The 23,346-nt window shown below is 32.9% G+C and carries 10 protein-coding genes; 5 read left to right on the forward strand and 5 right to left on the reverse strand.

Annotated elements, in window-relative coordinates; all coding sequences use genetic code 11:
* Positions 1–137: 137 nt before the first annotated feature.
* The 4 genes from fldA to tamA form a co-directional block, all read right to left on the reverse strand.
* On the reverse strand, positions 138–668 hold the full coding sequence (gene fldA, locus ERCILAFE3058_RS01140; RefSeq protein WP_157989652.1) for a flavodoxin FldA: 531 nt from the start codon (positions 666–668) through the stop codon (positions 138–140).
* Between the two features lie 1,148 nt (positions 669–1,816).
* Positions 1,817–2,035 carry a translation initiation factor IF-1 gene (infA, locus tag ERCILAFE3058_RS01145; protein WP_157989653.1) on the reverse strand — a complete coding sequence of 73 codons (219 nt, stop codon included), beginning with the start codon at positions 2,033–2,035 and terminating at the stop codon, positions 1,817–1,819.
* A 1,718-nt stretch (positions 2,036–3,753) separates the two neighbouring features.
* Positions 3,754–7,572, reverse strand: coding sequence for an autotransporter assembly complex protein TamB (tamB, locus tag ERCILAFE3058_RS01150; protein ID WP_157989654.1), 3,819 nt, complete (start codon positions 7,570–7,572; stop codon positions 3,754–3,756).
* Positions 7,569–9,278, reverse strand: a complete 1,710-nt coding sequence (tamA, locus tag ERCILAFE3058_RS01155; protein ID WP_414973854.1) for an autotransporter assembly complex protein TamA — start codon at positions 9,276–9,278, stop codon at positions 7,569–7,571. The genes tamB and tamA overlap by 4 nt, the downstream gene beginning before the upstream one ends.
* A gap of 2,004 nt (positions 9,279–11,282) precedes the next feature.
* Here tamA and mrdA point away from each other — a divergent pair.
* The 4 genes from mrdA to pgi all read left to right on the forward strand — a co-directional run bounded on the left by mrdA (position 11,283) and on the right by pgi (position 20,908).
* The gene (mrdA, locus tag ERCILAFE3058_RS01160; protein ID WP_157989656.1) at positions 11,283–13,154 is read left to right on the forward strand and encodes a peptidoglycan DD-transpeptidase MrdA; all 1,872 of its coding nucleotides are present in this window, start codon (positions 11,283–11,285) and stop codon (positions 13,152–13,154) included.
* A 51-nt stretch (positions 13,155–13,205) separates the two neighbouring features.
* On the forward strand, positions 13,206–14,318 hold the full coding sequence (gene mrdB / locus ERCILAFE3058_RS01165; protein WP_157989657.1) for a peptidoglycan glycosyltransferase MrdB: 1,113 nt from the start codon (positions 13,206–13,208) through the stop codon (positions 14,316–14,318).
* A gap of 1,163 nt (positions 14,319–15,481) precedes the next feature.
* The gene (gene ychF, locus ERCILAFE3058_RS01170; protein ID WP_157989658.1) at positions 15,482–16,573 is read left to right on the forward strand and encodes a redox-regulated ATPase YchF; all 1,092 of its coding nucleotides are present in this window, start codon (positions 15,482–15,484) and stop codon (positions 16,571–16,573) included.
* A 2,691-nt stretch (positions 16,574–19,264) separates the two neighbouring features.
* A complete protein-coding gene (pgi, locus tag ERCILAFE3058_RS01175) occupies positions 19,265–20,908 on the forward strand; it encodes a glucose-6-phosphate isomerase (protein WP_157989659.1) in 1,644 nt (547 codons plus the stop codon).
* 256 nt (positions 20,909–21,164) lie between these two features.
* Here the strand turns inward: pgi and ERCILAFE3058_RS01180 are convergent, their stop codons facing one another.
* Positions 21,165–22,145, reverse strand: coding sequence for a polysaccharide deacetylase family protein (locus tag ERCILAFE3058_RS01180; protein WP_157990055.1), 981 nt, complete (start codon positions 22,143–22,145; stop codon positions 21,165–21,167).
* A 289-nt stretch (positions 22,146–22,434) separates the two neighbouring features.
* Here ERCILAFE3058_RS01180 and ispA point away from each other — a divergent pair, with 289 nt between their 5' ends.
* Entirely contained in the window at positions 22,435–23,334 is a 900-nt protein-coding gene (ispA, locus tag ERCILAFE3058_RS01185) for a (2E,6E)-farnesyl diphosphate synthase (protein WP_157989660.1), read from the forward strand.
* Positions 23,335–23,346: the final 12 nt, after the last annotated feature.

The following is a 23,346-nucleotide window of genomic DNA, read 5'->3' on the forward strand; positions in this document are numbered from 1 at the left end:
GTGTATATGTTAATAAGATTCAGTTTATTATGTTGTGATTATATATGTATCCATATCTTTTAGTATCGGAATAGCATTCTAAGCAGTATGATCAGCATAATTTAAAGATAAAATTGTATGATACCCTATCATAGGGTTTAGTCTTTAACGAGTGCTTTTAGATTCATTTCAACATAAATTTGTTGGACCCAGCGATCAATACGTTCTTGAGTTAGCTCAGGTTGTCTATCTTCATCTATCGTCAGACCAACAAAATGAGTTGCATCTACCATTGCTTTAGATGTTTCAAAGATGTAACCATTTGTAGGCCAATGACCGATGATGGATGCGGATTTTAATTCAATTATATCTCTAATAATTCCCATGGCATCACAAAAATAGTCAGAGTAATCTCCTTGATCACCACACCCAAATAATGCTACTAATTTTCCTGCAAAATTTATTTCTTCCAAAATTGGAAAAAAGTCGTCCCAATCACATTGGGCTTCACCATAGTACCAAGTGGGAATACCTAACAGTAAGATATTAAATTTTTCAAGATCCTCTTTGCTACTATTTGCAATATCAAAAACTTCTGCAATATGTGGGCCCATCTTGATTTGGATCATTTTCGCAATTTTTTCTGTATTACCTGTATCACTACCAAAGAAAATACCGATCTGTGCCATTTATCTCATATCCTTGAAAAGATCTTACAAAGAACTAGTAATTCATTAACTGTTAATGTGATGATTATATCAGATTTGTAGCATATAATACACCTCTAAGTAAGAATATGGATAATGAATTGATTTGTTATAACAGGGTTGAATATAAAAACTTTACGCTCTTACATCCCTTTTTTTTAGTAATACAAGTATATGCATTATAATAATATTGATGGTAATTTTAACGTGCAACGTGTGATATAAGCACTGGACAGATCCTACGCAGGATTCGTGGATTCTAGTGAATATAATAATTTTATAGCATTTTACTATTGTTATGGATACACGTAATGTACTAATTTGTATTAGTAATACTGCTTTGTATTAGTAATACTCTGTCATCATGGGTTGTTTTGACTTATCATCTGACACGAGAGGTATATATTGATCACTGTTTGATTATTTCATAATGGTTACATGACAGAGAATATAGTTAAAATGAGTGACATAAGTATATATATTGTTATCAGCAGTTTATCAACAGATATTGTATTTTGAATAGAGATTGATATACTGTAAAGTAAGAGATATATCTATGACTTATGAAAATATATAGATTCTATAATGTGAAATATGTAGTCTGTAATATCTGTCAAAGATATATCATGTGTCGCCCTACTATAATGATATCTATATACTTGGAGAGCTATATACTATAAATAAAATATAAAGATATATATGGCCGTAGAGACATATAACCCAGTCTGTTTTATTTTAGATGCTGTGTTTTAATTGATGTTTTTTTTGAAAAACCTTGCTTTAAAGCTATATAATATATAGGTTATAAACCCATATATTGACATAATAATATGATTAGCAAAAGAAATACTGCACATATCATAATTTTCATTTTAAAAAGATATTTTTATTCCATCGGTTATCTGATGGATAACATCTGTATTTTGCATTTCTTACGCACTTTCTACATCTGTCACTGCAAATTTTCACACACATAAAAGTATAGTCCAATGGAGACTGTATGTTTTTTTGCGTTTATAACATGGGTAGTATTGAGGCACATCCTGCATCATAAACACGTTTCTTTGTGAATTGTATATTGCATTTTAAGCACGAGTACTATTTCTATCTTCTCTGTATACAGAATGTTCTTATCGACTGCGGAAGATAATTCTACCTTTAGTTAAGTCATAAGGGGTAATCTCCACTGTAACTTTATCACCTGTTAAAATACGAATGTAATTTTTTCTCATTTTACCAGATATATGTGCGATAATTTTATGGCCATTATCTAATTCAATACGGAATGTTGTATTTGGTAACGTATCTAGTACTGTTCCCTGCATTTCAATATTATCTTCTTTAGCCATTAAGTCCTCTGATTTTATACATTTGTTCTACATCAGTGAATAATGCCTAATTTTATGTATAATGTAAATAATTTTACATATTTTCTCCGAAATTTTTATCTTTAACGCTTAATTTCGATGTTGGACTAATACGATAAGTATGTCTGGATGATAAGGCATGAATATTTATACCTGATATGTGTGTGATTGAGATATATGATATTGCTTGATATCACTGTAGTAGATGTGAAAAGGATGTTGTCACCATTGAGAATGTTGATTGTATATCTAATAGACCCAATTAACCTATCAAATAATATTACATGCTCATAAGTTTTTTTTGTATATTAATAGTGTTACATATGCTTTCATTTTTTCTAGAGATATAGTAGCTAGTTATAAAATATTTTCTACATTTGTTGTCTGATAATATAGATAGCTATATAGAATGTATTCACTAAAGAATAATGCAAATCAGTGGTGTTATTGATATGAATTACTCTCTAAAGAGAATGTGTTCTAAAATATAAAAGAGTCTGATACACATAGATGTATATAAAGAGGCATATAGTCATTAATAATACGCGTACTCCAGGAGAGATAGTGGGTAAAATTTTGTAGCCTCAGGAAGATTTGACATATGTATTACAATTAATAGATCTCTATTTGGTAAGGATATTAGGAAAAAGACGTTCTAAATATCATTTCGTTATGAATATAGTATATAATACCATGAATATGGAACATCACAAAGAGTGATTCTTTAATATGTTAAAAAATATGTGTACTGAATGTTAATAGAACATCCATGAAATAATTATATAATTTTTTGCGTGAATACTCAATAATAGCGAGAGAGTGTTTTACTACTGCTGTAGGGATAGACATATAGAGATTTTTTACTTTGAATAGACGGAATCCTCTGTACATTAACAATGACAACATAGCTATGTATTATATTTACTGTATGAAGTACAAGTAACGATTGCATGATTTTTATTGTGTGTGAAAATAAATATGCAGTATTCGCTGATGGATTATGTTATGAAGTCTTTATATCACGATTGATTGATGAATAATCATATATGTTATGCAGTTCCGTATACTTTATTTGTTTTACAAACTATGTCTATAGTAAGTATAGTTCATATTTTCACTGTAATTAATTAATATAGACAGACCGCTATAGCTATTCGGTAACAATATTGAGTGAACGTTTTTGTGAGGGTAATAACATCACTTCGATTTATTGTTCATGAATTTTATTAAAATTAAATGCATCTGAATTAAAATATTATACTAATACGGTGATTATATATCAGGGATATATGGTAATAATTTATTTGTTCAAACGTGATGTATGATTATATTTATCATCCATAGATTATTGATATGGTAGAAGATGAATTTTGTGTAAATGCATCGGGGACAGCGTGTTATTATAAAAAATGTTGAATATTTTGAATGTTGTTAATTTTTAAACGGTTCTAGGTATTTTGTTGTATATCTTGCAGAATATCGATTCTTATATATTTGCATGATTTTATGAGAAAATCATTTTAATTTTATATGATGTACATTGTGCATTTTAACTTTCTACAGATTACATCTTTGATATCTGTAAATCAATACTATTATTTGCAATGTTTTTCCATCCTTCATAGAAGGGGTGTCTAATGTTGTGTGAGATTGTAGATTACTTTTTGATATTATCTATGTCAAAATATGCAAAATTATTATCAAAATTCAAATCGATAGAGAAAATCTACTGCTTGATTCATACCAGAGATGGCTTCTAGATATAATTTTGGTAATAGTCGATAACGTAGAGTGAGTGTATCCAAAGAATCAAATATACCCATACTGTATTTTATCTGGAGGCGCGGTAGGACATTGATACTCATCCGTACTTGTTGCTTCTCGCCAGCTCCAATAGAATCTAGTATAAGATGATTAACGTTAAAGGTTTGGCCAATTTTATTTACCAGCGTACTGCTTTGGGATACCCCCCATCCTATGAGCGCAGAGGTAAGTGTATCACTTTCACTCCCAGCGGAGTCTCGTTTTTGACCATGTAGGAGATACGATAACGCTTCTTCTTGTGTTTGTTCTGGATCAGAAAAAACCTCACATGTAGGTTTATTAGCAAGCCCAGTAATTCTGACGCCGACAGTAACATCATCGGTAGTGGATTCTGGATTACGGATTGCTTCAATGTTGAGATATGGTTGATGCAGAAATCTAGAGAATTGTAATTCTCCTTTTCGTATAATCAAATCTTGGGAATAGGCGTGCAGGGATCCTGATAAGATATGAATCTTCCCATACAAACCAATATTAGAATTATCTTGCTTGAATTGCAGATCTCCGTGTAGTTTTCCTGTTAAACCTATAGCATCTAAAGTCACGTTACTACCAATATGTAACGTCAGATTACTGCTCATAGGCAGTGTAAAAAATTTTTGTTTTAATGGTTTTAGATTTTCATCCAGAAGAACTTCGTCAGAAGAAACTTGAACTGAACTTAGTAGCACTTGTTCTGCTATAAAATGAGCCCATGGGATATTAATATGGCCTATTAGAGTTAGTAATTTTGGTTCAACTGTTAATAGTAGGTTTGGCGCAATATCCATTTTTATATTAGGTGGCATTATTACTTGTATTCTATCCCCTATTACGGCTATACGCGTGTACCAATGATTGATTTGACTCCATGCAGCTTCGCCGTTTAAAGTTATTTTACCTTTTGCAGAATGGATTATTCCTTTTAAAGTTGAGCGTAGACCATTAAAATTTATAGTTACTTGAGAGTTCGTGAGTTTAATAGGGATAAGATTGCTTTCAAAATAAGTGTTATTAAGATGCATTGTTCCAAAAATTTGTGGTTGTTTTAAATTTCCACTGAGGCGCAAATGAGTATTTAGTACTCCAGAAATGTTTTCACCTGGAATAAGTATTGGGTTAAATATACCTACAGACAGAGAGTGAATATTAATTGTACCCAACAGCGTACGTTGTCTGTGAAGGTGAGATATATGTAAGTTAGCATCTAATATTCCATAACTAGCAAGATCTACAATGCTTTTAATCTGTATATATTTTTCGTGTAATACTATATTGAGTTGTATTTTACTGATAGTGATCGGTATTTTTTCCCCGTCTACATTATGATAAATTGTAATATTTTTTCCTGTGAGAGCAACCGTTCCATATGATAAAAATGTATGCAGGTTCCATCTAACATGCATCTCAGCTTTTTCAAGTATTCCTGATAACTGAGTGGTCTTTGGCATCAACATATTAAACATCATAAGATTTAAATGGTTGCATATGATGTTAGCCTTTCCATTTAGTGTCATTTGTCTAACTTGTGGTATAGATACCATAACGTTATGATTTTTCCAGCGCTGCATACCAATAGTTAATATTTTTTGTTTATAAAGGTAATGAATAGCAGTGTTTTTGCTTAATGTCCACATACCTAATGGAGTAGATAGGCAAGCGCGTTCAATGGTTCCCATCCATTGATTATTGAGAAAATTCAGAGCACTGTGGATAGCAAAGTGTCCAGATATTGGTGTACTTTGTATCTGAATATTTAAATTATGTTTTAAAGCTGTTCCAGTAGCTTGTAATTGTAGTAATTCTAGGATTACTGTTTTTTGTTTTAACTGCTCAATCTGTAGGTTCATATGACTCTGCATTTTATTACTAGCAACAAGAGATCCATCTAGATTAATGCAATTTACAAATATGTTTTTCCATCTTAAATGATGAGCAGAAAACTTTGTCATTAATATTGGCTGTATACGATCGCCGCGAATATGAATAATTCCTTGTGCTCTACCGAATAGTGTAGGGTGAATATTATTTAAATCTTGAGCATTAATATTTATATCTAAATGCGCCCGATGTGTGAGGAAACCTTTAAGTATTATTTTATTACTACCAACTCCTATGTTTACACCAGGTATATGCCATTGATGAGGCGTATTACTCAAAATAGATCCACATACCCGAAATGGGTGATGCAACATTTGTCCTTTCAAGTCAAGTTGTATCTCTAGATTTTGGAGTTTTAATGGATGTTCTCTGTTTTTTTGTATTGACTGTATACTATGAGATAAACTGCCTCGCGCAATAATCTTTCCATTTATCTTTGAAGGCAATTTAGCGTAAAAATGGCTGATATCAATACCCGAAAGAGTGACTTTCCCATACCAATTGATTCCATTACACCAGTTGACTTTTCCTTGTAATTCAGCACTATCTTGCAAAGTAGTAAGACGTAGTTTTCTAATGGCACATTTCTCTAAATCACCCGTACCGTTGACGGTTAAGTTTGTGGGTGGCATATGTGGTTTATTTAATTCTGCTGTTAGCAAAAGAGTATAATTATTCATTTTACCACTTACGATACAGTGAATATCCTTCGCTTGATATTTCACTAACCCTTGGAATGGCCAGAGTAATTGAGAGCTGTAGAATTGCATACTGAAAGGTAGGCCGATAACAGAAAGATTGCTTTGTAAGTTTATTAGTGCTTCTATTTGGCCAGATAACTGTATTTTCCATTGCAGTGTATTGCATACATCACCGCTTACATTTATCGTGATAGTTTCATTTTTTAGTAAAGATTGATGTATAATATTATGTATAATAAACTTTAGAGGAAAGCTTCCACTAAGGGTTATGTGGCCTGTTGCATTTAGTATTCCTTGAGGAGAATCAATTAAAAGATGATCTATCTGAAGCTTTTTATTACGTATGTAACCTGTTATAAACATACGATGCATCAAAAGCTCGCCATTTCCAATATAATATACTTTCTCACAGAGTAGTTGCATTATATGCACAGTGATGGATAAATCTAATGCTGATAATGCTGGCATAATGGTGTGAGCACACAGTGTTTGTAATTTTTCATAAACGGAGTATGCATGTATAGCTATTTTTCCTATATGATCATTCTGTTTTTGTACGTTTTTTTTGGAAGAGTTTATAGTGATTTTTGGGAGTGCGATTATTAGTCCCTGTATGCATGAGGGTGTTACCGTAACGTCATTCTTTTCCCAATTTAAACCTCCGATAAAGGAGGTTAGAGAAATAATAGAATTTTCCGTTTGGAAATGGCAATTATGAAGAGATATATGCTTTAGTATAATGGGGTAAGTGGTTACTAGTATCTTGTTCTTTCGTGCATTTATGAGAGGGTTGTTGATTTTGAAAAGTTGACGCTGATTTATACATATATCGACATTGTGTAGCATTAATTCATTCACATAGAGCTTGCTTTTTATGAAGTAACTCAAACGGAGCGCAAGGTGTACTTTTTTTATGCAAACTTTTATACTAGGAGTAGTATAAGATAGACGAGTTAAGGTTAGATTATTTAAAGTACCATCGATTTTTTGTATATGTATAGCTGGCATAGATCGCATTACAGAATGTAATATTAGCTTTGCGCCCATTGTGGTTTCTACTAAAAAAAATATGCTACAAGAGAGCATTAGGGCGAAGGTAAATATACCAATTAAGGATTTTTTACAACCTGTCATAATTCAGGACCTAGACCAATATATAATTGCATATTATGTGTGTTGTGCTGCAGTATAGGGCGTGCAATATCAAATTTTATTGGACCTATTGGAGAATGCCAGCGTATACCACAACCAGCACCACTGTGAATGGCATCTTGATGAGTATTTAGCATAATAGCGCCTAAATCAATAAATATTGCTATCCACCAGTTTCCATAGATATGGTATTGATATTCCATGGAACTTGTTGCTAACTTTGAAGCACCAGTTAACTTTCCGGTAGCATCCTGCGGCGCGATTCCTTTATATTTATAACCGCGAAGACTGTTTTCACCGCCGGCAAAAAAACGTAGATCTGGTGGTATATTTTCAAATTGTTTGGTCATAATCCAACCCAAACCGATACGTGCAATTAAGCGATGGTCTTCTTTGACTGTTCGGATCCATACATTATGAGCTTTAAATATTAGGAAATTCGTGTAGGATCTCCAGAAGGAATGCGACCAATCAAGAGAATAGTGCTGGGAGTCTCCCCAGACTGGCATCATTAATGTATCCGATGAGCGGGTGTGGTCTACAGTTAAGCTTGGATAGATCAACATGGCTGTATTGATTTCGTTACCTTGTGTAAAGTGGTCATAGATCCCGTGCAGGTGAATGGCCCACTGCCATCCGCTGGAATAGTCCCAGCATTGTGAGACGGTTATAGCAGAAGCGTCAGACCTGGTATCATTAAGGTGAATATGTTTTATGGTACCCTGTAATAGATAATATTGTTCTAGTGGGTTTTTTAATATTGGTATTTTATAAGTCCATTTTAAATTTTTTTCTGGTATGGATATATCTGAAATGATACGAAAATTATGTCCTTTATTATTTAGCCATCTTTTATTCCATCGTGCTTGAATATGTGGTCCAACATCTGTTGCAGATCCCAAACCTACTTCAATGGTATTTTTTGTTCGAGGTGTGAGAAATCCATGGAGTGGCACCATTCTTTTTATATTGATTTTCCCCATCTCCGGTATAACAGCCACTGAATTAAACCATCCAGTTGCTGATAAGCGCCGAGCGAGCTCTTCTAAATTATGTGCAGCATAGCTATCGCCTATTTTAAACGGTACTAAGTTTTGTAAAAAGTCCTCACGGATTTGTGAACCAGTAAAAGTAATCTTACCAAAATGATAACGCGGCCCGCTATTATAGTCGATATACCAGAATGCTTTATGCTGAGGAACAGAGACTCTTAATTGATTTTTATCATAATGGGCGTCAAAGTACCCCTTTCGTAAGGCTAGATGATTTAAAGAATTTTTAAAATTTTCATAGTCATCATGACGCAGTATACTACCTATGGGAGGTTTGCCAGTCCTGAAAAGATTGCGATAATCATTATCGTTACGTGCCATACCTCTTAGTATAACGATTTCTTCAGCAATTTTTATTGGCATACCAGGTATCACGTTTACAGTTAGTAATGGATATTTTCTAAGAGTTGATGAAGGTAATAGTTTAAAGGAAATATTGGGTTCATAATACCCTAACGCTCTTAGTGTTTCTTTGATTGTCTGATTAATATGAGATCTTACATGGGTATCTATAAGCATCTTGTTTTTTATAACAGTCGATAAACGTTTCTGAATATTAATTTTTACATCTGCGGATACTCCTAAAATTTGCAAATTAGCCTGTGCTGCTTGGATATCAATGGAAAATGAGCACATGAGAATGGCAGATAGAAAATATATATAAATTTTTGGCAAGTAATCTCCCTTTTTCTATGTTACTTTTATCTTTTGTGCGATTGAGTATAAAGTTATCTCGTCTGGCAAGAATTCATGGCTTTATCTTAAAAATGAAGAAAGATTTATCGTACAAGCTTTACATAGAAATAATATCATTATCATCCAGCGTGTATTCTAGAGTAAATTATAATATGCTGCTACGGAATAGAGACTAGAATCGTACCTATCCTGAGAATAGTTATTTTAGATCTTCAATTATGGATGTTTCCTCTATGTAAGAATCATGTTGTATTACTACGTGTATAATGTATTGTTTTGTTAAACTTAGTATAGTAAAAGTACTAAACTTTTATTTCTGTCTATTCAATTTACTATCAGTATTGACTGGACTAGAATGATCATATGATTTATTAACATGCGATTGCAACACTTATTCATGAGACATATAATATGTATTTCTGATAGATATAGAAAAAGACATAATTATTATAGTAAATTTATAGCAGGAGGATGAAAATTGTAGTATGGTTATGCATACTCTATAATAAATTATAAAATTATTTAAAGTCATTATGTTGTTATTAATATAGTAATATGTTTACTTTTATAAAAAAAATTTAAAATATTTATATATTATATGTGAAAGCATTTTTAACTTTTTATTTATTATGTTTTAGATGATACTATTTAGTACTAACATCATATTAGCATTCCAGTGTCTTATATGGAAAATGATAAAATTATTATAGTCATTATAATATTTCATAGTCATGAAACGCATAAAAAATAAACGTTTATGTGGTTAACGATAGAAAACTAATGCACACTTGTATTTAACAATTTTATCATCTATTAACAAATGGTAGAGACCAATATTTGTAATTGATAAAACTATGCTTCCATATAGTATATATACTATATTCTGCGGATCTAAATAATAAATAGAATAATATCAGTAGATGCTTCTCATATGATTTAAAATGAATAGTATTGAGATACATGAACAGTGTCGTGTAATAATTAACAATATATAATTTAAAAAATATTAATATATAATAATGCATCTAATATATTTACATAAAAGATATTTGATTATTTTTCGCTATGGTGTTTTTATTCATTGTTGAATTATCCAACAAGTATAAATATATAGCGCATGATTATATGATAATGTAAATCATATAAATTATAAAAATATAAACTTAATATATATAGAATAAAATTAGTATTGTTTATCATTATAATGAAGTTGTTTTTCTTTAAATGATTACTTATGTAGGTAGGTATTATTAATAATCTAATAATCGCTATTATCTCCAGCGTACTAATTGTTTGATGTATTATCTTTTCATCATAAAGTTTTAATTAAATATAATTATCGTTTATTCGTAGTAGAGTGCAGGTTTACACTGTTATGGGATCAGTAAACCATCACAGGATATTGATGTGATTTAATAGATTGCTTTTAGAAAAACGACTTAAGATCATGCATATGATACATTTTCTTCAAATGGAGAATTGTGAATTATGGCGATGTTTGATAAGTGATTAGTGCTTTCGTGTATGCCTTGAGATGTTACGTCATGCAGTGAGAACGTGATTTATAAAAGGTGTGATAGTGACGAACTGTATATGAATCAATACTGATTAGTGAATAACTTATTAAAAATAAAGGCAAATAGTAGTAACTCGTAAGTATGATCCTCAAAATGGATTATTGATTTTTATTTACTTAATCCACAGAATACAAAATAAGATTGTATTTTAGCCATAAAATAATGATATTTTTTATTGTTTAATAATTAGAGTAATGGTATGGATACAGTTAGGCGCACATGTTATTAATCAAGGCTTTTTTCTACATTTATTACTGTAAAGCTAAGATATAAAAAGCCTGTATGAGATTATCAGAAGTGTCTGAAGAAAACCACTCTTATAATTAATCATCACAAATTATGTTAATAGAAGTAAAATAAGTATCGAATGAAATTAAAAGATGATTTTTTACGTGACTACAGCGCTGAACAAAAACTATTTGTACATCGTGAATTGATTGCTTTTCTAGGCATCATACTTCTCTCTGCTATATTACTACTTAATCTCTATTTTCTGCAAGTCATCCAACATAGTAATTATAGTACTCGTGCTAATGAAAACCGCATAAAATTAGTTCCAGAGATGCCTCGAAGAGGTCTGATATGTGATCGTAATGGTATTGTAATTGCATTAAATAGAACCGTTTATCAGCTTAAAATAGTACCAGAAAAAATTGACAATTTAGCTCTAACTTTAAAACAACTTCAGCCATTGATTGACCTTACTTCTCAAGAATTAGATTCTTTTCAAAAAGAACGCAAACGCGCGCATATTTTTACATCTATTGTGTTAAAAAGAAGTCTCACTGAATTACAAATTGCGAGATTTGCAATTAATCAATACCGTTTTCACGGTGTAGAGATAACAAGTTATCAAGAGCGATTTTATCCTTATGGATCGACTCTCACTCATGTACTTGGGTATGTATCCAAAATAAATCATAATGATATTCACCGTCTAAAAAAAAATGGTAAATGGTCTAATTATTCAGAGACTCGTGATATCGGAAAATTAGGTATTGAGGGGTATTATGAGGATATTTTACATGGTCAGGTGGGGTATGCAGAAGTTGAAGTTAATAATCACGGTAGGGTTATTCGCCAGCTTCATGAGAAAGCCCCCCAACCAGGCAGGAATATTCATTTAACCATTGATCTTAAACTGCAACAGTATATTACAACTCTATTAGAAGGTAGCCGTGCCGCTGCAGTTGTTACTGATCCGCGTACTGGAGAGGTACTTGCAATGGTCTCTATGCCTAATTATAATCCGAATCTTTTTGTAGGTGGCATTTCACGTCATCAATACAATATTTTGCTTCATGATGGTAATCATCCATTGATTAATCGTGCTACCCAGGGGATTTACCCACCGGCATCAACAATCAAACCATATATCACCATTGCAGCTTTAATGAGCGGAGTTATTGAATACAACACTACTCTATTTGACCCTGGGTGGTGGCAATTACCTCATTCTAAAAAGTTTTTTCATGACTGGAAACACTCAGGACATGGAATTCTAAATATTATCAAAGCACTTGAAGAGTCTTCAGATACGTTTTTTTATAAAATTGCATATGACATGGGCATTAATCAATTGAGTGAGTGGATGAAAAAATTTGGTTATGGGTGTCTTACCGGCATTGATTTAGCAGAAGAAACATCCGGTATTATGCCAACGCGCGAATGGAAAATGCAGCGTTTTCATGAAAAATGGTATCAAGGGGATACGATTTCAGTTGGTATTGGACAGGGTTATTGGAGTGCAACTCCTATTCAGATGAATAAAGCTCTAATGCTTCTCATTAATAATGGAACCATTAATATTCCTCATTTGCTTCTAGATGTTACTCAAGGTGAACATAAAATCTCATGGTGTGATTTACACGCTCCTTCTCACTATCAGGTGAGCGAGGTGAATAGAGAATATTGGCACATCGCCAAAGAAGGGATGTATGGTGTAGCAAATCATGCTAATGGTACTGCAAGTAAGAGTTTTGCCAACGCACCATATAAAATTGGTGCTAAGTCAGGTACAGCACAGGTTTTTGGTCTTAAAGGTATGCAAGCTTATAATTCTAATATGCTTCATGAGCGTCTTCGTGATCATAAAATTATGATTGCTTATGCGCCATATCATCAACCACGCATTGCAGTCGCTATGATTCTTGAGAACGGAGGCTCTGGTGTGTCAATCGGAAAAGTTACACGTCAAATTCTAGATTACTATATCATTCGTACACAGAATCAGACTTAGGATGCTCAAGACATTATTTATTGCTAAGTTTGTGGAGATCGTTAATTTATTATGGTTACTCATAAACAGGAAAAAACAATCTGGAGTCGCGTTCATGTCGATCCATTTTTTTGTTTCATTATTGCCATTCTGTTAGTCTTTAGTGCATTAATAATATGGAGCGCTAGTGGGCAGGATTGTAATATGATGGAGCACAAGATTTTTCAAATTACTATAGGTATAGGGGTGATGATGCTTATGGCGCAGATTCCACCACGTATCTATGAGAGGTGGTCGCCTTATTTGTATATCTGTTCTCTGGCATTTCTGATCGTAGTTGGCATTTTTGGACACATTAGTAAAGGAGCGCAGCGCTGGATAGATCTCGGTGTGATACGATTTCAGCCATCAGAAATAGCTAAAATCGCTGTACCATTAATAGTAGCTCGATGTGTGAATCGTGACAGGTGTCCACCTAGTACGCTGAATATCATAGGAATCCTAATATTAATATTTATTCCAACGCTATTAGTTGCAGTGCAACCTGATCTAGGTACTGCCATATTAATCGCTTGTTCTGGTTGTTTTGTCCTATTTTTATCAGGTATGAGTTGGACTTTTGTTGTAGTGGCGGGACTAGTTATATCTTCATGCATCCCTATATTATGGTATTTTTTTATGCATGATTATCAGCGTAATCGTATTAAAATTTTACTTTCTCCTGAAAGCGATCCATTAGGAGCTGGGTATCATATTATTCAGTCAAAAATTGCGATTGGATCTGGTGGCTTTCCGGGAAAAGGGTGGCTTTTAGGCACTCAGTCACAATTAGAGTTTTTACCGGAAAGACATACAGACTTTATTTTTTCTGTTTTAGCGGAAGAGTTTGGTTTTTTTGGGGTTGTTTTTTTGCTTTTACTTTACGTGCTTCTTGTTATACGTGGATTAGTAATGGCGTCTCAAGCTCAGACTACTTTTGGTCGAGTGATGGCAGGTGGGATGATGCTAGTGTTTTTTATTTATGTGTTTGTAAATATTGGAATGGTCAGTGGCCTCTTACCAGTAGTAGGGGTACCGTTACCCATGATTAGTTATGGGGGTTCGGCTCTGATTGTTCTTATGGCGGGATTTGGAGTGATTATGTCTATTCATACACATAGAAACATGTTATCTAAAAATCTGTAAAAAAGAACAAGCAATGGAAAATTATCGTGTATTCAGTTTTCTGATTGTCTCTAGTGATATCTTCTTTATCTTGCCTGGTGGATAGTATTAATAATAGTTATAGTTTACTCCTTCTTCTCATATACCTACTGTTAATAAATCTATACTATACTAAGCATAGACTAATGTAATTTATATAGATTGGTAGAGGAAGTATTACCTCTTCTTATGTCTATTTTATGTTAGTGAGTAAAGTCTGTTAAGTTTGCGGGACACGCATGCACATATTTAGACTAGCAAGAACGTTAAATTATATATGAGTAATGTTATTTTCTTTACATTTCTAGCATAGTATGCATAGTCCAGATAGATCTGAGAGGAATATTTTATTTTTTAGTTTTTCTCTTGTTTGTATATCAAAGAGTATATTTATCTATATGCGTTCTAACCGAAGAGCATGCTCTTTCTCTATAAAGATCAAGACATAAATAGAAAGACGTTATAAAGAGATTTTATATTTATTATGGTTCATTTATGCATATCAGTGTTAATGAATAATTAACAGGATAGGAGCTCTTTTTAAGGAGGAAGGGGAATCATAGTATATATGTTTTATGATTAATAAGATGCCCCTAATTATATATATTAATTCGAAGGATGAATTGTGCATTTTAATAAACAAGGTTATATATAGCATATAAATGAATTTATTTAGTTGCGCGAGACTGTTATCAGTAATTCTTCTAATGATGTGACTGTACGATAGTTAACTATCGTATGCTGCCAAATAACCGTTCAGTAATATTATGTAGTGCGTTTAGGCTTAGTATATGACTCATGTGATCTGCGCTATACTATATAGATATAATGGATTTATATGATGCATAAAAATCGTATCTTCTTACAGGCGATGTATAAGATCTACTAAGATTCAATATGATGATATGAGCATATATAGGTATATGCTTGAATAGCAAAAGCAATTTAATAGGCATATGAAACTGCCTTTAGTATGTATTAACATTATTTTATATAGTATTACATAATACTATATCTAGATACTGTTAGTGATCTTTGTATCGAGAAAATACACACCTAACCATCATCTTTTGAACTGTGTTCTATATTAATCAATGATAGAAAGATTTGTATATTATACAATACTTTTACTTTATGAGGTAAAAATGGGTTTAAAGTGCGGTATTATAGGTATGCCAAATGTTGGGAAATCTACTTTGTTTAATGCTTTAACTAAAGCAAGCGTAGAGGCTGAAAATTTCCCTTTTTGTACGATTACACCAAATAGTCGGGTAGTTGCCATCCTGGACACACGCTTAGAAGAACTAGCAAAAATTGTACATCCACAACGTGTCGTACCTGCCAGTATGGAGTTTGTAGATATTGCCGGTTTAGTAAAAGGAGCCTCAAAAGGTGAAGGATTAGGAAACCAGTTTTTAACTCATATACGAGCCACTGAAGCTATTATTCATGTAGTACGTTGTTTTAATAATGACAATATTATACATGTAAATAATAGAGTGAACCCTGCGGATGATATTGCAATTATTCAGACTGAGTTGGTTTTGTCTGATTTAGATGTTTGTGAACGCGCTGTAGTTCGCACAGAGAAAAAAAAGAAAACAAATGAACAGGATGTAGATTTTGAGAGAGCGGTCTTAAAAAAATGCATATTACACCTGGAGACGTGCGGTGGGTTGCGTACGCTATCTCTAAGCTCTAAAGAGAACGATTGTATTTATAACTTGAATTTACTTACTCTAAAACCAAGTATGTACATTGCTAACGTACATGAAGATGGTTTTATAAATAATGCATACCTTAATCAAGTACATAAAATAGCTTCTATAGAGGGGTTGGGTGTAGTGACTATATGTGCATCTATTGAATCAGAACTTTCTGAGCTAGAAGAGAATTCACGCAAGGAATTTATGGTGGAGTTAGGTATTAAAATGACAGGTCTGCAGCGTATTATTCAGGCTAGTTATGATCTTTTAAGATTGCACACCTACTTTACAGCAGGAAAAAAAGAGGTACGAGCGTGGACTATTCCGGTTGGTGCTACAGCCCCTGAGGCCGCTGGTAAAATTCATAGTGATTTTGAAAAAGGTTTTATTCGCGCACAAACAATTTCTTTTAAAGATTTCATCATGTATAAAGGCAGTAAGGAGGCTAAAGAGGCAGGGAAAATGCGCGCAGAAGGAAAAGAATATGTAGTGGAAGATGGAGATGTAATCAATTTTCTTTTTAATGTATAAGAAATTACTGTACAGGTAATCAAGAGTACAATGAATCTAATTAAAATATCATTTATTTCTCATATGACTGGTGTTACAGAAGTTATGTGTTTAAAAACATTTAGTATTTTAATTTTCCTGGTCTGTTATTACTTCTCTTTGTGGTAGATACTTATAAAGTGATATATATTGTATGGACCTTTATCTGGAGTTTGAAATTACTTATTGTAAGTGACAGAATAAGTATTGAACTTTCATAGAAGTGAGACCTTGATATGAGGATAAGACTCATTTTTGTATGATAGCACATCAATATAGATGAGTTAAAGGACATAATTCTATTATATTTATTTCTAGTCAGTTTATCTTGATAAGATTAGTACTGACTATATAAAATTGCATTATTCAGTGTGCTTTCATGTTTCTATTATAAATGTATAGTTAGTGGTATTGCATAGATAAAGTGATCACTACAGTCAATCTGCTATATGGTGACATGCAATTATCAGCATATACATATTTTTTACCATAAATATGTGTCTTGGTATTTGAAAATATACATTTATGTGTTAGAGAAATATTCATATGTTATAACTGATCTGTTACAACAGCTTTTTCTTTTTTGTCTTTTCTGTAGTAAAAACCAGGCGTTTAGTTATATAACTATATATTGAATAAGCATAAAATATATGTATATGATTGTTTTTCGTGTCATATATAATAACCATATGCAAGCAGACTACATTATAATAGTATTATTTATATGTAATTATGGGTATATAAGACAAATATTCTGTAATGAGTAATTTTTTGTGAGTGTCTTAAACATCAAAGATGTATGGGATTTGTAATATAATTTCTACTATCGTTTATGTTTTTATATGAGCGCTATGAAGATATGGTTAATATGTATACACATACAGTGGTCACTATTAGATGTCATAGCTCATATAGATTTCATAGATAGTCGAACTGTACATTTTATTGTTTGGAATGCATGTAAACCGTTCTGGTTGAATTATTTCACTATCATATTAACACTAGTAGTTATTGCAACATTTAGTATTAGAATCTATTTAAATTTTTAAACACCCGAAAAGAGAGGTTTGTTAAAATATTCTTGATGAATTATTTCGTATTTTTCTAGAGGGCTAAATGTGAAGTTGAGGTGGATTACATGAAATGACTTTATTTTTTTGAAAAAATAACATTTTAAAATTTTTTATGACTTTGCGCTAGTGTATGTATGTAAAAATAAGGGCAGTGAGTAGTAATATTTCATATTTTCGCAGATTTTTCCTAAACATCGAGGGGTGTGAGTAACAATACTCTTGTTGTAGCGCCATGGTCTTCATCTGTCTAGTGAGCACAATGTTTTTTTTCACGAACACTGTAAAATCGTGAAATAAGGTCGTGAAGAGAGCTAGTGTGGTATATATCTTGTTTTTTCTTTATTATTGAAAGATATTAAAATAAGCTAGACATTACGTCTATTTGTGCGTAAAAATATGATGCTATTTTAAATAAAAAGAAAAAACTATAGTTTCTTGCATCTAAAATTACCGCTATATGGGTGAGGAAGTCAATTAAATGTTATGTGTGATAAGAATATGTATATTCATTCGTTTCACATATTGAACCATGTAAGGTATTCTGTCACTCTGTAACTAAAGAGTGCCATATCGTATCCTTAGAGTTACTAGAATATTTAGTGTTCCTGATCAATCCGTCTATTATCTGTGTGAATGTACCATTAACCGAAAATATTTATCGGTTTGTCTGGAACGGCACAGAGTTGATAGGGTCTTGATCATATCGATATTATTTCTGCATGTAGTACAGGTCAACTATTGCAGCTATTTTGTTTGCGATTGGAAACTTTCTTGTTTTTAATGCGCATCTATTTTAACGTTTCTTACGAAACTATATGAGTAGAAGCATCAGGTGTACTCATATTTAGAAGAAATGCTCGCATGTTATAGAATGATGTTTCTTGACATTTTTGATAGATTACATGAGTCTTTTGAGTGAACGGGTATCATACAAAATATTATGATTATCGTATATTTTCCCAGATTACTATATCAAGATGATGATTTGTATGCAGAAAGTGCGTTTCACAGCGCAGCGCATCTCTCATGCGGGTGCAATAAATGCTTCACGCAAAAATTTAAATGTTCATAATCTAGTGACATAATTAGATCATATAAATAATACACATCTATGCGTATTATTTAAGATATACTTATGTTTGATGAATCGTAGATTTGTTAATATTACGTCTCAAGTATTGGTTTTTTATCATAATAAGGGTAGTTTTATGTCGAGATTATAGACAGGGTCAACCTACTTGAATAGTGACAATATGTGTTTATTACGCATTAATGCATGTTACTGGTATAAGAAGTATATGCTATATGCATGAGGCTAACATTATGGATCTGAATGGTGCAATTAACATATCTACACATATGATCGCTAATTTAGATAAAATTCATCTTTAATGACATCTCTTTGTGATATAGAATCTTTAAGTTTTTATGATAATTACAACGTACCCATTCAGTATTCACCAATCACGTTGCATATGCAGTTAATATCACTATAGGATAAAGAAAGATGATCATCAGGAAAGAGCAGGCACAGTGATTAATAGTAGTAAGTGTTTATATCTTTAATGTCAAGCTAATACCTTTAATGAAGGTAGGTGGTATGAACAATATTAACCCAACAAAAACTGCTGCTTGGAAAGTACTTTGTCATCATTTTCAAACAATGCAAGGTGTAAAAATTATTGATCTTTTTAATAAAGATCGTCAACGTTTCTCTACTTTTTCTCTTATTTTTAACAACCAGATATTGTTAGATTTTTCAAAAAATATTATTACAAGCGAAACACTTCAGAATTTACAGGCATTGGCAAGAGAAACTAATTTACGTAGTGCGATTACTTCAATGTTTGCCAGTGAAAAGATCAATCGTACTGAAAATCGTGCAGTACTGCATGTCGCTTTGCGTAACCGCACGAATTCTCCAATGTTGATGAATGGACAAGATGTCATGCCTGAAGTTAATAAAGTATTAGATAAAATGAAAGCTTTTTCTAATCTTGTTATTAATGGTCAGTGGAAGGGTTTTAGCGGGCAGGCGATTACTGATGTAGTGAATATTGGTATTGGTGGCTCAGATTTGGGTCCATATATGGTGACTGAGGCGCTTAGGCCTTATAAAAATCATCTGAGGATGCATTTTATATCTAATGTTGATGGTACGCAGCTTGCCGAAATATTTCAGAAATTAACTCCTCACACAACACTGTTCTTGATTGCCTCAAAAACTTTCACAACTCAAGAAACTATGACTAACGCCTACAGTGTGCGTACATGGTTTTTAACTGTTGGCAAAGAGACGGATATACAGAAACATTTTATCGCTTTGTCAAGCAATAAAAAAGCAGTAAGTGATTTTGGTATAAATGTTGATAATATGTTTGCATTGTGGGATTGGGTTGGTGGTCGATATTCAGTATGGTCATCTATTGGCTTATCGATTGTATTATCCATTGGTTTCGCGAACTTTGAAAAATTTTTAAGCGGCGCTCATGCTATGGACCGTCATTTTTACGAGACTCCGTCAGAGAAGAGTCTACCTGTATTATTAGCTCTAATAAGTATATGGTATAATAATTTCTTCTGCTCAGAAACAGAGGCCATTTTACCGCATGATCAACATATGCATCGTTTTGTCTCATATATTCAACAAGTGAATATGGAATCTAATGGCAAGTGTATTGATCGTAGTGGCGAGGTTGTTTCTTATCAGACTAGTCCTATTATTTGGGGTGAGATAGGTGCTAATGGCCAACATTCGTTTTACCAGTGTCTTCATCAAGGCACTAAATTGATACCGTGTGATTTTATTGCCTCTGCTATATCTCACAATAAATTCAGAGAACATCACGATAAATTAATGTCTAATTTTTTTGCACAAACAGAAGTATTAGCTTTTGGTAAATCACGTGAAGAAATAACAAATGAATTTATGATGACCGAGGAAGGTGCTACATGGTCTGAAAATGTGATCCCCTATCAAGTATTAGAAGGTAATCGTCCGACTAACTCAATTTTATTACGTGACCTGACGCCATATACTCTTGGATCACTGATGGCATTGTATGAACATAAAGTTTTTACGCAAGGCGCCATTCTGAATATTTTTAGCTTTGATCAGTGGGGGGTCGATGTCGGTAAAAAACTTGCTAATCGTATTTTTCTCAATCTATCTGATAAAGAAGACAGTCATAGTCATGATAGCTCCACCAATGGACTTATTAATTGCTATAAATTATGGCGTTGATGATTAGTCTACAGCGGGATATGCAATCGTACGATTTACGTGGATCTTATCTGAAGAAGTAAATATTAGTTTTAATAAACATCCAGAGTTAGGATTTTGATGTATCTCTTATCAGTTTGTTATAATAAAAGATCTTGTTATTTAAGATAGTATTATGCTTGTAATAGAGGTGCTGGATATTATTTATCCGCAGAAAAGATAGAATTTTAATTCTGTTGTAATAGTGCTTTTTTATCTTTTTTATATTGCAGTCTTTTCATTTACATGGGTTCATCTCGCGGTTTTTTAATTTTTTAGCATAAAATTCTGATAAACTCATACTTATTGTACGCATACTTAAATAGTAGAATAGTTTTTCTAGATCCTGATATAACATCTCGATATCTTTTTTACTCTTAAAGGTCGGACTTCCGCCAGGCATTAACTCGGAAGAATGTATCATAAATTCTAGGTAACCTTTATTACTGGATAGCGTCTTTCTTATCACTTTGATCATCTGTGCTACATTACCACCTTGAGGGCGAAGCCAATGCACAGAGGGGTTGCGTTTTTTGCCATGTAATTTATTGTATATCTTTTGCACCTGATTGATAAAGGAGCAATGTTTATGCTGAGTGCTCATTGGTACTTCAAGTAACGTAGAACAGCCAGATTTAGATATATCATCGGGATCAATAAAATAAGCGTGCTCAAGAAATTTTTGATAATTAGTTCCACCAGATCCACATGGATCTCCCATGGAGGATTGCCAACTCACGTGTGGTGTAACTGAACAGTCTACCTGATAACCTTGTTCTATTAATAACTGTGCATACAAGGTGTTTAAAGCCCAGCGACCGGCGCGATGAGAGCGCATTTTTATCTGTAGAGTATCCTCTAACAAAGAGGTGATGTACATTACCTTTTGCTTCATAATTTTTGGTGGATATTCAATTAGGTATGGTTTGTATCGCAAGTCGTCTCCAGTAAGATTGTATAGAGGGGGGTTATTATAGGCATGTAAGTGCATTCCTATTTCACCACTATTGTTCTTAATAATACTTTTAGCAAATTCAATATATTTTGCATCAACAGACATCTCATAATTTGTAAGCCAAGTAGTTTTAAATTTGTATTTTTCGCATAGTTCTTGAAAACGTGGTAAAAAATCAGTATTTTTTGTGGTAATTTTATTATGATTTTTCCAAAGGTTATCACCTTCGGTATCGATGGTAATTATCAATATAGGTTTATTCATTGTTGTTAACTTCATGCACTTGAACATTAATGTAAATTATGTAAGGGTTATAGATGCATTCATGCATTATCACATCTTGAATATTAATGTCTAAACTACATCGATAATTTATCGGTACATTATCACATGATGGATAGCTAAGTCTACGGAATAACTTTAATTGATCGTTTATAGATCATATGTGCGTCTTTGTTTGATATATTAGAGCATTGAAGGTCACATAGACTTCATGTATTCATGTACTATGTACACTAGCATGTAGACAAGTATAACTTAAACGGAAAAAGTAATGAGTGTTAACATATTGCTCGATCGTTATCGTCATCGAGTGAATACAGTACTTCAAAGATATATTTCAAAACTATCTTTTAAAAATACTGCCTTGGTGGGCGCTATGGGATACGGTACATTATTAGGAGGTAAGCGAATACGTCCTTTACTAGTATATGCAACAGGTAATATGTTACACGCAGATGATGCGGCGCTTGATGTTGCAGCGGCAGCTATTGAGTGCATTCATGCCTATTCTTTAATTCATGATGACTTGCCTGCAATGGATAATGCATATCTGCGTCGTGGTCATCCGACATGCCATCGTAAATTCGGAGAGGATATGGCTATCCTAGCTGGAGACGCCTTGCAAGCTCTTGCATACTCTATTTTAGTAAACTCTCCAATGCCGGGTGTGACAAAAGAAAACCGTCTAGCGATGTTATCTGAGCTAGCACATGCTAGCGGAGTTACAGGTATGTGTGGCGGTCAGGCATTAGATTTAATGTCCAAAGGTAAGAGAATGACACTAGAAGATTTGGAGAAGATACACCGATACAAAACAGGATCATTGATTTGTTCAGCGGTGCGTTTAGGTGCACTTACAGCTGGCGCTTACGGAAAATCTGTTCTACCAGAACTAGATAGTTTTTCGCATGCCATCGGTCTCGCCTTTCAAGCACAAGATGATATTCTGGATGTAATTGGCGATGCGGGGATGATGGGTAAAAAAACTAGCTCCGACAAACTATCAGGTAAAAGTACATATCCTACGTTACTTGGTGTATCTAATACTCAAGCAAAAATACGAGATTTGTATCAAACATCTCTCAGTGTATTATCAATTCTTTCTGAACAAAAATATAATACAACTATGTTACGAGCTCTAGCAAGTTTTATTATTCAGCGCAATAAATAACTTTATACATGA

This window comes from Candidatus Erwinia haradaeae (assembly GCF_900698955.1).
Taxonomy (GTDB): domain Bacteria; phylum Pseudomonadota; class Gammaproteobacteria; order Enterobacterales; family Enterobacteriaceae; genus Erwinia_E; species Erwinia_E haradaeae_G.